Here is a 14,121-nt window from a genome sequence, read left to right on the forward strand (position 1 = left end):
TAGGGTCCGTGCGTCAGCTCGGCCGAGGTAGGGGGATGCGGGATCGTGGCGACTGCGTGGGGGATCGCGTCGATGGAGGAGCGGGGCCGCAGGCCGGTCGCAACCGTGCTGGCGCTGGTCGTCGCGGCGACCGTGCTGCTCGCCGGGCACGGCACCCTCGTGCCGGCCGCGGGCGCCCCCGCGGCGCCGGCTCCGGTGACGGCGCCGCGGACCGTGCCGGCGGAGAAGCCGAACCCGAGCTACGTCGTGAAGCCGGGCATCACGTTCAACCACCCGTTCCGTGACGGCAAGCGCGGCAAGATCCACCACCGGATCGTCAAGGCGCTCAAGAACGCCCCCGCGGGCGCCACGGTGCGGGTGATCACCTGGAACTTCGACTCGCCGTACCTCGCCCGGAAGTTCATCGCCGCCCACAACCGCGGCGTGTCGGTGCAGATCATCATGTCCCGCGGTCTCGCCCGGTCGCAGAGGGGCAACCCGTCGCGGTCGTACCCGATGATGCTCCGTGCCTTCGCCCAGGGCGACAAGCGCCGCCCCGACGGACTGAAGAGCTGGATCCGCACCTGCAAGCAGACCTGCCGCGGCAAGCGCGGCTCGATGCACTCGAAGCTGATGCTGGTCAGTCGCTCCGGAGCCACCAACTGGATCGTGATGCAGGGCTCCGGCAACTTCACCGGCGCCGCGGCCGTGCAGCAGTTCAACGACTGGACGACCGTCACGGAGAACAAGGCGCTCTACGACGGCTGGATGCAGATGTGGGACCAGGCCACCCAGGACCGCAACTTCCCGCCGATGCGCTTCACCGTCGGCAACATCACCACGATGTTCGCGCCTCACAAGGGGAATGTCGACCCGGCCCTGTCGGTGCTCAACAAGGTGCAGTGCACCGGTGCCGCCAACACGGCAGACGGGCGCACCAAGGTCCGGGTCGCCAATGCGGTGTGGGGCGAGGAGCGTGGGGCCCGGATCGCCCGCAAGTTGCGCCAGCTCGACCGCGCCGGCTGCGACGTCGAGATCGTCTTCATGATGATGCAGCGCCGGATCCGCGGCATCCTGCGCGGGATGCGGGCCAAGCAGATGGTCTACATCTACGGCGAGGAGGCCGACAAGTTCAAGGACCGCTACGTCCACATGAAGGGCCTCGCCGTCCAGGGCCACGTCGACGGCCGCAACGACGGCAACGTGGTCCTGTCCAGCAGCGAGAACTGGACCCGGCTGGGCTGGCACTCCGACGAGGAGAACATCATCATCCGCGGCGACGCCGCCATGACGGCGAAGTACGTCAGGCAGGTCGACATGATCTACCGCCAGGCGCCGCGCACGCTCAGCAACTACGTCAACTCGGCCGACCCCGACCCGACGCCGCGGCGCGACGGCTACCGGGACGAGGGCTACCTCGGTCCGAAGGACTACCCGTTCCACGAGCTGGAGGCCGAGCTCAGCTGAGCCCGGCCGCGCGGGACAGCCGGCCGGCGTCGTCGATCGCCAGCACCGTGTCCGGCCCGAGGCTCTCCAGGAAGGCCTGGTCGTGGCTCACGACGAGGAGCGCCCCGCGGTAGCCCGAGAGTGCCTCGGTCAGCTGTCGGACGCTGGCGATGTCGAGGTTGTTCGTCGGCTCGTCGAGGATCAGCAGCTCGGCCGGCGGCGTGGCGAGCAGCAGCGTCGCCAGGGAGACCCGGAAGCGCTCGCCCCCCGACAGTGAGCCGACGGGACGATCGACGCTCGCTCCGCGCAGGAGCATCCGGGCGAGCTGGTTGCGGATCGTGCCGTCGGGTACGCCGGGTGCGACGCGCCGCACGTTCGTCATCGCGTCCGCGTCCTCCTCGAGTCCGTCCAGGCGCTGGGGGAGGAACCCGACCCGATCGGTCAGCAGACGGCCGGCCGGCGCACCCGGGAGGGCCGGCAGGTCGCGCACCAGCTGGTGGAGCAGCGTCGACTTCCCGGCGCCGTTGGGGCCGACGAGCGCGACCCGCTCCGGGCCCTGCACGACGAAGGTCCGATCCGCCTGGGTGATCTCGAGCAGCCGCCGGCCGCGGGGCACCGCGGGGTCGGGCAGCTCCAGGCTGATGCGCTCCTCGCGCCGGACCCGGGCGTCCGCGGAGTCGACGGCCGCCTGGGCGGCGACCACCTTCTCGTCCAGGGTGCTGCGCAGCGCGCCGGCCGCGTTCTGCGCCTTGCTGGCCCGGTTGCCCGCGAGGATCCGGGGGATGCCGCCGTCCTTCTGGGTCCGGCGGGCGGTGCGCTCGCGGCGGGCGAGCTTCGTCTCGGCCTCGGCGCGCTGGCGTCGTTCGACCTTCAGCGCCTGCTGCGCCGAGCGCGCCGCCTGCTGCGCGGCCGCCTGCTCCTGCTCCAGGTGCGCCTGCCACGCGCGGTATGTGCCGCCGAAGGTGGTCAGGGCGCCGTCGTACAGCTCCGCGGTCTGGTCGACGTGCTCGAGCAGCTCGAGGTCGTGGCTCACGATCACGAGGGTGCCCGGCCACTGGTCGACGAACGCGGCGAGCCGTCGCCGCGTCGGCCGGTCGAGGTTGTTGGTCGGCTCGTCCAGCAGCGTGATCGGCGTACGCCGCAGCCGCAGGCCGGTCACCGCGATGAGCATCGCCTCGCCACCGGACAGCTCCGCGACCCGGCGGCCCAGGTCGCGGGCGCCGAAGCCGATCTGGTCCAGGAGCTCGTCGGCACGCGCCTCGATGTCCCAGTCGTCGCCGATCGTGTCGAAGTGGCGTGGGTCCGCGTCGCCACGCTCGATGGCATCGATGGCGTCGACGATCTCCCGGATGCCGAGCAGATCCGCGATCGTGGTGTCGGACTGGAGGGTGAGCGTCTGGGGCAGGTAGCCGACCTCGCCCGCGACGTCGATGTGTCCCGAGGTGGGCCGGAGCAGGCCGGCGACGAGGCGCAGCAGGGTCGACTTGCCGGCGCCGTTGCGGCCGACGAGCCCGGTGCGCCCGGCGTTGATCGACCCGGTGAGACGGGTCAGGGCGGGCGTGCCGTCGGGCCACTCGAAGGTGAGCTCGCGCAGGGTGATGACAGCGTTGGTGGACATGACGGAGATCCGTTCGTGGTGGGCCGGGCGCGGCTCGCCGATGCGGGGAGCGGGCGCCGGGGGCCCGGGTGAGAGGTGGACGTCGGGTCCGGCCGGTGGCACGTGCGGTCCGCGGACGCGCCTCGCGGGCGTCCGTCGATGCGGAGCAGGCCGCCCGGTCGGGCGGCTAGCCTCTGTCGACCTCGATCACGCGGCCAGCCTATGCCCCGCGGCGGCGCCGTCCCGCATCGGCGTCGTCCCGCATCGGCGGGATGAGGGGCGGTCTGGGAGTGTGGCCCCGTGACGGAAGCTGTCCTCTCGGTGCGCGGGCTGACCCGCTCGTTCGGTGAGCACCGCGTGCTCGCGGACCTCGATCTCGACGTCGCGGCGGGGAGCGCAGCCGTCCTGGTGGGGCCCAACGGGGCGGGCAAGTCCACGGCGCTGCGCTGCATCACCGGTGCCGACCAGCCCGACGCCGGCACGGTCGAGGTGCTGGGCGAGGCCCTCGACGAGCGCTCGGCGACGATCCGCGCCGCGCTGGCGGTGGTGATGGACGACCTCGACTTCTTCCCCGACCTCACCGTCGTCGAGCACCTCGACCTGTTCGCTCGCGCCCACCGCACCGAGGACGCCGATGCCGTCGTGGACGACGTGCTGGAGGAGGTCGGGCTCACCGCCCAGTCCGGCCAGCTCCCGACGTCCCTGTCCTCCGGTCAGCGTCGCCGGCTCGCGCTGGCGAGCGCCTTCGTCCGGCCCCGGCGGCTGCTCGTGCTCGACGAGCCCGAGCAGCGCCTGGACCAGGAGGGGCTCGACTGGCTCGTGACCCGGCTGCGGGCGGAGAAGGAGGCGGGCCTGGCGATCCTGCTCGCGAGCCACTCGCCGCGGCTCGTCGACGCCGTCGCCGACGACGTGGTCCACCTGGCGTCGCCGGCGTGAGGCGCCGATGACCACCGAGTCGCGCGAGCTGTGGGCCGACATCCGGCACTGGCGCCGCAGCCGGCGCACGCTCTCCGTCGGCGAGGCGCTGCAGGACCTCTACATCGGCGTGTTCGCGGTGCTGATGCTGGGCTCGATGCTGATCAGCGTTCTGGTCAACCTGTCCGACGTCGGTGACCGGGCCTGCGTCGCGGCCGACTGCGCGGCCGCGCGCTCGCTGCTGCCCTGGCTCGTCGTCGGCACGGTGCTCGCGGTGCTGTGGTCACTCGCGCGGATGGTCGGACCGGTCGCGGTCAGCCCGGGCGTCGCCGGCTGGCTGCTGCCCACGCCCGTCGACCGCGGCGAGCTGCTGCGCGGCAGGGCACGGGGGACCGTGCTGCTCGCCGCCGCGCTCGTCGCCCCGGTGGCCGCGGGCACAGCCACCCTGGCCGGCTTCGACGTGGCCGTGCTGGTGCTGTTCACGACGGGCGCGGCCGGCCTCGCGTCGTACGGCGTCGGTGCGCTGGTGCACGCCCAGGCGGTCGGCCACCGGTGGCACCCCGCGCTGCTCCTCGGTCCCGTCAGCCTGGTCGTGGTCGCCGCCGGCTTGGGCGCGATCGCCCTCTCGGCGGAGCTGACCTTCTCCGCCGACTCCGGCGTGCGGGTGCCGGCGCTCGCCGCGGTGCTGCTCGCCTGGTCCGGCGTGGTGGCGGCCCTCCTGCGGGCCCGGGCGCTGACCGCGCGCCTGCGCCGGCGCGACGTGGCCCCCGGCGGCGTGCTGGTGCCCGGCCTGGGCGGCGCTCTGGCGACGCTGGACCTCGCCTTGATGTTCGACGTGCTCGTCGCCCACGCGACCGGCCGCCGCGGTGTGGTCCGGCCGCGGCGCGGTGGCCCGCAGGGGCTCGCCGCCCTGGCCTGGCGCGACGTCATCCGGCTGCGCCGGCACCCCGGCCGGCTGGTGCTTCTGGCCGGCTCGCTGCTGGTCCCGTACGCCGTCGCGGCCGTCGGCGGGCGGGTGGTGGTCGTGCTCGTCGAGGTGCTGGTCTGCTTCGTCCTGGTCGTGCCGTTCCTGATCGCCCTGCGGGTGCTGGCCCGGTCGTCGGGGATGGTGCGGATGTTCCCGTCCGCGCTCGGCCCGACCCGGGCCGCCGCCGTGGCGGTCCCCGGCGTCCTGCTGCTGGCGCACGGTCTGCTCAGCGCGCCGGCCCTGGCCCGGACCCTCGACGCGACGGCGGGGGACCTCGCGCTGCTGGGGGCGGCGTCGGGTCTCGGCGGCCTGGCGGCGGGCGTGCGGTGGGTGACCGGTCGGCCGCCGGACTACGGGCGCCCGCTGGTCTCCACGCCCGCGGGCGGCGTGCCGACGAACCTCTACGGCAGTGCGCTGCGCGGGTTCGACATCGCGGTGCTGACCGCGCTGCCGATGCTGCTGGCCCCCACCGGCGGCGGCGCCATGGTGAGCGCGCTCGTGTCGCTCGGCGTCATCGGCTACCTGTGCGGGAGGAGATGAGCCGCACCCGCGCCGCGGACAAACCTAGCACTTGCTTGGTTTCGGGCCTATGATCGTCCCGCAGTGACGACGAAAGGGTGCGGCGTGGCGTACAGCATCGACATGACCGGTCAGGTGGTGCTCGTGACCGGCGGCGGTCGGGGCGTGGGCGACGGCATCGTGCAGGCCTATCTCGAGGCGGGCGCGGAGGTCGAGATCTGCGGTCGCAGCACCCCGGAGGCGCTGCGGGAGGTCGACGGTCGGGTGCCCCACTTCTCGACCGTCGACGTGCGCGAGGCCGACCAGGTGGCCGCCTGGGTCGAGGACGTCGTGGGCCGGCGGGGGCGGATCGACGTCGCCGTCAACAACGCCGGCGGGGCGCCGTACGCCGACTTCGGGGCCGCGTCCCCGCGCTTCCACGCGAAGATCAACGACCTCAACTTCATGTCCGCGGTCTTCGTCGCCCTCGCGGCCCATCCCCATCTGCGGGCGGCGGGCGGCTCGATGGTCAACATCACCTCGATCTCCGCGCGCCGTCCCAGTCCCGGCACGGCCGTGTACGGCGCCGCGAAGGCCGCCCTGGAGAGCCTCACGACGAGCCTCGGGGTCGAGTGGGCGCCCGATGTGCGGGTCAACGCGGTGAGCTGCGGCCTGGTCGAGACGCCCGGGTCCGCGGACCACTACGGCGACGCCGAGCAGTTCGCGCGCGTCGCCGCCACCATCCCGCGGGGCGTCTTCGCCCGCCCGCTCGAGGTGGGGCAGGCGTGCGTCCTCCTGTCCTCGCCGCTGGCGACCCATGTCACCGGCGCCGTCCTCAACGTCGACGGCGGCGGTGAGTGGCCCGCCTTCCTCCAGCACACGCCCCACGCCTGACGCCCCATCCGCCCGGCCGCCGCGCCGGCACCACCCGCACGGCCCGACCGGCCGCGAGGACGATCCTCGCGGCCGGTCTCGTTTTTCGGACGTCTTGTCAGAAAGATCTGGAGTGTGGGAATTTAGGTATGGCAAACCTAACCTGCGGCGCTCGGGCGGCCGCGCCGGGCCCCCGGGCCCGCATCGATCCAGGAGAGCACCACCGATGACAGCGACGAGGCGCACCCCCGGGGCGCCACCCGAGCCCGCCCACCCCGTCCCCCGCCGTACCCCGCGTCTCGGTCGTCGACGGGCTCGCCGCCGCGGTCGGCTGACGGCCGCGGCCACCGTGACGGGGGTCGTGCTCGGCCTGCTCGTGGGCGGCACGCAGCCGCCCGCACAGGCCGCCGAGAGCCCGATCGCCGGGGCCACCTTGGACTGGGGCATCAAGACGTCCTTCCGCACCTACATCGAGGGCTCGATCGCGCACGGCTCGATCGCGACGGCCGACGGCGTGACCCGCAACGCCGACGGCACCTTCCGGTTCGCCGACGGCGCCGGGGCCTTCGACGACGCGGGCAACCTCACCCGGATCAGCTTCCCCGGGGTGGTCAGCTTCGACGGCCACGACGGCCAGCTCGACCTCGACATCAGCGACGTCCGGATCGACCTGAACGGCGACCAGAGCGTCGTGCGGGCCGACATGACGAGCAAGGACATGACGACCGGCGAGGTCGTGGACTACCCGGACGTCGTGGTCGCGACCCTCGATCCCGAGGCGGGCAGCTACGCCGGCGCGGGCGGGACCTCGACCTGGTCGGCGATCCCCGCCCGGCTGACGGCCGTGGGCGCTCCCGCCTTCGGCGGCTTCTACGCCGGCGGGACCGAGCTGGACCCGGTCGCCCTCAGCTACGCCGGGCCGGGCGGCCGGCCGGTCGTGACCACCGAGACCTGGGACCCGCAGGGCCAGCCCGCCTACGCCAACACCAGCGTCCTGCACGAGGACTTCCAGGGCACCGGCCTGACCTACGACACCGACCACGACTGGCTCTGGACGCGCAACTACAACACCGGCCAGGTCGTCGCCCTCGACGCGACCACGCTGGAGAAGCGGGTCACCGTCACGGTCCCCGGCCAGAACCCGCGCAACGTCGTCTACTCGCCGCAGTACGACCGCGCGTACGTCATCGACACCGTGGTGACCGTCATCGGCCAGGACGACGCGGGCACCTGGACGGTCCTGGAGACCCTGCCGGTGCCGGGGACCGGCGCGAGCAACGACATCGCGGTGAACCCCGCGACCGGGGAGGTCTGGGCCTCGTGGCAGCAGGGGAGCGCCGCACTGCGGGTCTTCACCCTGCGACCCGACGGCACGCACGCCCACCGCGACCTCGCCTACCCCGAGGGATCGACCCCCGGCACCGTGCTCTTCTCCCGGGACGGCCACGGCATCGCCATCGGCGCCATCTACCAGGGTCAGGCGGTCGGCGCCTTCCGGATCGTCGGCGCCCCCGGCGAGGAGACGATCGAGCCGGCCGACGGCGTACCCGTCGGCTCCGGCTACGGCATCCTCGACGACGGCACCCTGGTGCAGGCCGCGACGGACTACACCGACTACCCGGTCGTCCGGTCGGGCGTGCTGCGCTGGGAGCTGACCGACGCCGGGTACGTCGCGGCCGACCCGATCATCCCCTTCGCGACGAGCCCCGACGTGGGCGGTCCGCAGTCCAGCATCCGTGGGAGCGGCGACCTGCTCGCCCTGGCGAGCTCCAACTCGCGCGAGCTGCGCATGTACCTCGACGGCAGGCTGAGCAAGGTCCGCGGCTTCGGTACGACGATCGCCGGCACCGTGGTCCACGGCGACGTGGTCTACGTGCTCTCGGCGAACAGGTACGTCCACCGGCTCGAGCTCGCCGGCGCGACGCCGGTGTTCGGCACCGAGCCCGCCGACACCACCGCGACCCTCGACGGCGGCCAGGCCACGCGCCCGGTGACCTTCCGCGCGGCGCTCGCCGACGGCGCGACCGGCGACCTGCGGTGGCAGGTCAAGGCTCCCGGCGCACGGCGCTTCGCCGACGTGGACGGTGCGACCGGACCGACGCTGGAGCTCGCTGCCGGGACGGCCGACGACGGCACCCAGGTGCGGGTCGTGGCGACGAACGCGATCGGCACCGTCGTCTCGGCGGTCGCGACGCTCACCGTGCGGTCCGCGCCCGCGATCGTGGCCGCGCCCCGGTCCGTCTCGGTCAGCGCCGGGACGCCCGCCGTCTTCACCACGACCTTCACCGGCCTGCCCGCGCCGGAGCTGGTCTGGGAGCGGCAGGTGAACGGGTTCTGGCAGCCCATCGCCGCGGACGACGAGAACGTCGTGCTCGCGGAGGGCTCGCTGATGGTCCCCGACACCGACGTCGCGCAGAGCGGCACCCGGTTCCGGGCGCGCGTCCGCAACGCCGTCGGCACGATCCGCTCCGCCGCCGCCACGCTGACGGTCACCCCGGCCGTCACCATCCCGGAGGACGGGCTGGAGCTGGACGGGGTGAGCCTGGAGTGGTCGGGCAACAAGGAGGTGCAGTCCGCGCCGCCGTTCGGTGGCTCGAACTACCTGTCCGCGGGGGTCTCCGACGGTGACGAGGCGACCTATCGCGCGGTGGCCGGTGAGGTCGCGGTCGTGCACCGCGACGCCGCGGGCACCGAGTCCCCGGCGACGTACGCGACGCGCGGGGCGGCGGCCGCCGGCTCGGTGACCCAGCTGGTCCGCCTCTCCGGCGGACAGGCCCGGATCGAGGCCGACGGGTCGGCGTCGGTGGCGTGGGAGGGCTCGTTCAGCGTCAACTTCTACGGCGGCCTGGTGCCGTTCACGCTCACCGACCCGCGTCTGTCCGTGGCGGCCGACGGCACGGGCACGCTGCGGGCGGACCTCGCGGGCTACGCGGCGACCATGGAGAACCCCCAGGACCGGCAGCCTCTCGACCCCGTCGAGGACGTGACGATCGGGACCTACCAGGACATCGAGCTGGATCCCGCGGGGTCGGTCACGATCACGCCCGACTACGCCGGCGTCGAGCTGGACGTCCCGAGCGGCCAGACCCCGCAGGAGCGGAGCGCGGCCGGCTGGGGCTCGTGGCCGCAGGCGTTCGTGGACTTCCACTTCGCCACCGGGCTCTCGTCGTACTGGTACTCCTCGGGAGGGGCGGCCGACGCCAAGAAGGCACCCCGGCCCTCGGTCGTCGACTTCACCGGCGCCGAGCAGGTCGCGGGAGCGACCGTCCCGGTGATCACGCACCAGCCCGCGTCAGTGTCGGCACGCCTCGGTGAGCCGGCGGCCCTGCGCGTCACGGCGTCCGGGTCCGGCCTGGCGTACCAGTGGCAGCGCCGGATCGGCTCGTCCTGGATCTCGGTCGAGGGCGAGACGACCGACCGTCTCGTCATCGCGGCGGTCGAGGCCGCCGACTCCGGCGCCCGGTTCCGGGTGCGGGTGTCGAACGCGAAGGGCGCGGTGCTCTCCGCGCCGGCGACCCTCTCGGTGGTCGCGGACGCCGACCGGCCGACCCTCGGCTTCACGAAGGTGAGGGTCGCGAAGGCGCCGACGCGCAGTCGGCCGGGCCGGCTCCGCGTGCTGGTGGCCGCCTCCGACGGCGCTCCGGTCGCGGGGACGGTCCGGGTGGTGCTCCGCAAGGGCGGCGTGACGCGGAAGGCCAGGGCCGAGGTCGTCGACGGCCGCGCCGTCGTGACCCTGCCCCGGCTGCCGAAGGGGAGGTGGAAGGTGGCGGTGACGGCGAAGGCCTCGGCCGCCTACCCGGCCGCCACCACGACGACCAAGGTCACGGTGAGCCGCTAGCCCACGGCCGCGCACCTACCGGATTCGCCCTGTCGCGTCCTGCGCAGCGAGTTCGGTAGGTGCGTGCACCTGCGGACCGGCTGAGCCGCGACCCGTCCTCAGTGGCGGGTCACTTGTTCGCCTTGCGCGCTCGGCTCGCGATCTTCGCCCGCTCGTTCTGGTCGAGGATGACCTTGCGGATCCGGACCGTCTCGGGCGTGATCTCCACGCACTCGTCCTCGCGGCAGAACTCCAGGCACTGCTCCAGCGACAGCTTCTTCGGCGGGATGAGCTTCTCGAAGTTGTCGGAGGTCGCGGAGCGGATGTTGGTCTGCTGCTTCTCCTTGGTGATGTTGACGTCCATGTCGTCGGCGCGGGAGTTCTCGCCGACGATCATGCCCTCGTAGACCTCGGTGGTCGGCTCGACGAAGAGCACGCCGCGCTCCTGCAGCGACGTCATGGCGTACGCCGTGGCGGCGCCCGACCGGTCCGCGACCAGCGAGCCGGAGTTGCGGGAGCGGATCTCGCCGGCCCAGGGGAAGTAGCCCTCGGAGATGTGGTGGGCGATGCCCGTGCCGCGGGTCTCGGTGAGGAAGTCCGTGCGGAAGCCGATCAGGCCGCGGGCGGGGACGACGAACTCCATGCGCACCCAGCCGGTGCCGTGGTTGGTCATGCCCTCCATCCGGCCCTTGCGGTTGGCGAGCAGCTCGGTGATCGTGCCGAGGAACTCCTCGGGTGCGTCGATCGTGAGCCGCTCGAAGGGCTCGTGCACCTTGCCGTCGACCTCGCGGGTCACGACCTGCGGCTTGCCGACGGTGAGCTCGTAGCCCTCGCGCCGCATCTGCTCCACGAGGATGGCCAGCGCCAGCTCGCCGCGGCCCTGGACCTCCCAGGCGTCGGGGCGCTCGGTGGGCAGGACGCGGAGCGAGACGTTGCCGATCAGCTCGGCGTCCAGGCGGTCCTTGACCAGGCGCGCGGTGACCTTGTGGCCCTTGCCGCCCTTGCCGACGAGCGGCGAGGTGTTGGTGCCGATGGTCATCGAGATGGCCGGCTCGTCGACATGGATGAGCGGCAGGGCGACCGGGTTCTCCGGGTCGGCGAGGGTCTCGCCGATGGTGATGTCGGGGATGCCGGCGACGGCGACGATGTCACCGGGGCCCGCGGACTCGCCGGGCTTGCGCTCGAGGCCCTCGGTGACGAGGAGCTCGGTGATCTTGACGTTCTTGACGCCGCCGTCGCGCTGCATCCACGCGACCTGCTGGCCCTTCTTCAGCGTGCCCTGCTTGATGCGCAGCAGCGCGAGCCGTCCGAGGAAGGGGGAGGCGTCGAGGTTGGTGACGTGGGCCTGCAGCGGCGCGCCCTCGTCGTACTCCGGCGCGGGGATGGTCTCCAGGATGGTCCGGAACAGCGGCTCGAGGCCGTCGCCGTCGGGGAGCGTGCCGTTCTCCGGCTTCTCCAGCGACGCGATGCCGGCCTTGCCGGAGGCGTAGACCACCGGGAAGTCGAGCGCGTCCTGCGAGTGCGACTCGTCGAGCAGGTCCATGAACAGCTCGTAGGTCTCGTCGACGACCTCGTCGATCCGGGCGTCGCCGCGGTCGGTCTTGTTGACCACGAGGATCACCGGCATGTCGGCGTTGAGCGCCTTGCGCAGCACGAACCGGGTCTGGGGGAGCGGGCCCTCGGACGCGTCGACGAGCAGCACGATGCCGTCGACCATCGACAGGCCGCGCTCGACCTCGCCGCCGAAGTCGGCGTGCCCGGGGGTGTCGATGATGTTGATGGTCATCTCGCCGCCGGCGAGCTCCTGCGCGGCCGGGCCCTTGTAGTGGACCGCGGTGTTCTTCGCGAGGATCGTGATGCCCTTCTCGCGTTCGAGATCGCCCGAGTCCATCACGCGCTCGGCGACGCCCTCGGCCTGGTGCGCGCTGAAGGCGCCCGCCTGGTGCAGCATCGCGTCGACGAGGGTCGTCTTGCCGTGGTCGACGTGGGCGACGATGGCGACGTTGCGGAGATCGGTGCGACGAGTCTGGGACACGAACGACCAGCCTACTGGCGCGGGACCTCCCGGCTCGCATCGTCGCGTTCGTCCTACACTCGCCCCATGCAGACCATCGGCCTCGTCGGCGGAATGTCCTGGGAGAGCAGCGCGGCGTACTACGAAGCGCTGAACCGCGGCGTCGAGGAGCGGCTCGGCGGCCTCCACTCGGCGGCGACGGTGATGGCGTCGGTCGACTTCGCCACGGTCACCGAGCTCCAGGAGGCCGAGGACTGGGACGGTGTCGCGGGCATCCTGCGCTCCGCCGCGGAGTCGGTCGAGCGGGCCGGCGCCGACTTCCTCATGCTGTGCACCACCACCTTCCACCGGGTGGCCGAGCAGGTCCAGGACGCGATCTCGATCCCGCTGCTGCACCTCGGCGACGTCGTCGCGGAGGCGTGCAAGGCCGAGGGCGTCGAGAGCGTCGCCCTCCTCGGCACGAAGTTCGCGATGTCGCGGACCTTCTTCACCGACCGGATCGCGAGCCACGGCCTCGGCGTCCTGGTCCCCGACGCCGCCCATCACGACGAGCTCAACCGGATCATCTACGACGAGCTCGTGCACGGGAAGGTCGTCGACGACTCCCGCCGCGCCGTGGTCGGCATGATCAGCGAGCTGTGGGACGCCGGCGCCGGCGGGGTCATCCTGGGCTGCTCCGAGCTCGAGCTGCTCATCCGGCAGGCCGACTCCGAGATCCCGGTCTTCCCCTGCACCACGCTGCACGTGACCGCGGCCCTGGACCGGGCGCTGGGCTGAGGTCGGCGGCCCGCAGGAGCCGCCCGCCCAGCGTGACCAGCGTGACCCTGAGTGGCGCGCCGCTAGGACGCGGCGTGCACCATCCGCCGGCCGCGCAGCTCGTCGAGGAAGGCCACGATGTCGTCGCGGCACGCCTCCGCGGTGATGTCGTACTCCGCGGCGACCAGTGCGCACAGCTCGCCGAGATCGCGGGGCTGCGCGAGATGGCGCCACAGGGACGCGGCGACGCCCTTGACGGCGTAGTACTCGCCCTGGGCGAGCCCCATCATCACGAACTCCTCGCCCATCTCCACGGCCTGCAGGGCGGGATCACGCACCCACCGTTCGGGCTCCGTCGCTCGCATGCTGCTCCTCTCGTTCGATGTCGGCCAGGATCGCGTCGGCGGAGGCGACGACCGAGTCGACCCCGCGCGGGCGGTCGACCCGCGCCAGGCGGGCCGCCCGGGCCAGGTCGGCGCTGCGCGCCAGATGGGTACGCCGGAGGTCGCCGACGAGGATCTCCTGGCGATAGCTGTGCTCGTGCAGACTCGTGAAGACGGCCGCGCCGGCGACGGGTACGACGCGCAGCGGGCCGTCGTGCCGGTCGAGGACGTAGATCCAGCGGACCGGCACCGGCCCGGGCCCGAGCGCCGGGCGCTCCAGCGGCACGTGGAACTTGTCGAAGCCCGGCCCGACCCGGTCGAGACCGGAGGTGGGCAGGCCGATCCGGTCGAGGGCGTCGCGCCAGAGCTTGATCCGCGGCCAGCCGGGCAGCGCCCGTCCGGCGGTGTCGATCGGCACGACGTCGTCGCTGAGCACGACGTGGCCCCGGCGGTGCATCTCGGCGGCGAGGGTCGACTTGCCGGCACCCGAACGGCCGAGGACGACCGCGCAGGCGCCGTCGACGATAAAGGCGTTGCCGTGCAGGACCAGCAGGCCGCGCTGGGCCAGCAGGACGCCGAGCGCGGAGCCGAGCAGGAAGAGCCGTAGCGCGTCGGGGGAGGCGCCCGGCACCGGCTCCACGGTGATCCGGGTGCCCCGCTCGCAGGCGTAGCGGCCGACGTCGGGGACGTCGACCCCGATCCGCTCGCCGTCGACCCAGAACCCCCGTGGCAGCGCGCATCCAGCCGACGACGACGGCGGCACGACACCCAGCCGGACCACGACGTCGGGCCCGGCCGCACGGTCGGGTGCGGGGGCCAGATCGGGCAGCGGGAGCTCGCTGTCGATGCGGAGTCCGAAGCCGGCGTACATGGTCG

10 protein-coding genes are annotated in these 14,121 nt (G+C 73.1%); 6 read left to right on the forward strand and 4 right to left on the reverse strand.

All coding sequences use genetic code 11. The features are described from left to right. The first annotated feature begins 45 nt into the window (after window positions 1–45). Entirely contained in the window at window positions 46–1,446 is a 1,401-nt protein-coding gene (locus ACPZVR_RS15775) for a phospholipase D-like domain-containing protein (protein WP_436700558.1), read from the forward strand. Here ACPZVR_RS15775 and ACPZVR_RS15780 read toward each other — a convergent pair. Further along, the gene (locus ACPZVR_RS15780; protein WP_436700559.1) at window positions 1,439–3,043 is read right to left on the reverse strand and encodes an ABC-F family ATP-binding cassette domain-containing protein; all 1,605 of its coding nucleotides are present in this window, start codon (window positions 3,041–3,043) and stop codon (window positions 1,439–1,441) included. The two genes, ACPZVR_RS15775 and ACPZVR_RS15780, sit on opposite strands and share 8 nt — an antisense overlap. A gap of 279 nt (window positions 3,044–3,322) precedes the next feature. Here ACPZVR_RS15780 and ccmA point away from each other — a divergent pair, with 279 nt between their 5' ends. The 4 genes from ccmA (at window position 3,323) to ACPZVR_RS15800 (ending at window position 10,113) form a co-directional block, all read left to right on the forward strand. Continuing rightward, the gene (ccmA, locus tag ACPZVR_RS15785) at window positions 3,323–3,958 is read left to right on the forward strand and encodes a heme ABC exporter ATP-binding protein CcmA (protein ID WP_436700560.1); all 636 of its coding nucleotides are present in this window, start codon (window positions 3,323–3,325) and stop codon (window positions 3,956–3,958) included. 7 nt (window positions 3,959–3,965) lie between these two features. Further along, window positions 3,966–5,444 (forward strand): DUF6297 family protein, encoded by a 1,479-nt coding sequence (locus ACPZVR_RS15790; RefSeq protein ID WP_436700561.1) that lies wholly within the window; start codon window positions 3,966–3,968, stop codon window positions 5,442–5,444. Between the two features lie 84 nt (window positions 5,445–5,528). Then, complete coding sequence (locus ACPZVR_RS15795; protein WP_436700562.1) at window positions 5,529–6,296, forward strand: SDR family oxidoreductase; 768 nt, start codon at window positions 5,529–5,531, stop codon at window positions 6,294–6,296. Window positions 6,297–6,501: 205 nt separating this feature from the next. Further along, window positions 6,502–10,113 (forward strand): HtaA domain-containing protein, encoded by a 3,612-nt coding sequence (locus ACPZVR_RS15800; protein WP_436700563.1) that lies wholly within the window; start codon window positions 6,502–6,504, stop codon window positions 10,111–10,113. 109 nt (window positions 10,114–10,222) lie between these two features. On the opposite strand, the gene typA is transcribed toward ACPZVR_RS15800, so the two are convergent. Further along, on the reverse strand, window positions 10,223–12,127 hold the full coding sequence (typA, locus tag ACPZVR_RS15805; RefSeq protein WP_436700564.1) for a translational GTPase TypA: 1,905 nt from the start codon (window positions 12,125–12,127) through the stop codon (window positions 10,223–10,225). Between the two features lie 66 nt (window positions 12,128–12,193). Here typA and ACPZVR_RS15810 point away from each other — a divergent pair, with 66 nt between their 5' ends. Then, entirely contained in the window at window positions 12,194–12,883 is a 690-nt protein-coding gene (locus ACPZVR_RS15810) for an aspartate/glutamate racemase family protein (protein ID WP_436700565.1), read from the forward strand. 62 nt (window positions 12,884–12,945) lie between these two features. Here ACPZVR_RS15810 and ACPZVR_RS15815 read toward each other — a convergent pair whose 3' ends face one another. Beyond that, window positions 12,946–13,227, reverse strand: coding sequence for a PqqD family protein (locus ACPZVR_RS15815; RefSeq protein ID WP_436700566.1), 282 nt, complete (start codon window positions 13,225–13,227; stop codon window positions 12,946–12,948). Next, the gene (locus ACPZVR_RS15820) at window positions 13,193–14,116 is read right to left on the reverse strand and encodes a hypothetical protein (RefSeq protein ID WP_436700567.1); all 924 of its coding nucleotides are present in this window, start codon (window positions 14,114–14,116) and stop codon (window positions 13,193–13,195) included. Before ACPZVR_RS15820 ends, ACPZVR_RS15815 begins: the two co-directional genes overlap by 35 nt. Between the last annotated feature and the right edge of the window lie 5 nt (window positions 14,117–14,121).

This window comes from Nocardioides segetis (assembly GCF_051390595.1).
Taxonomy (GTDB): Bacteria; Actinomycetota; Actinomycetes; order Propionibacteriales; family Nocardioidaceae; genus Nocardioides.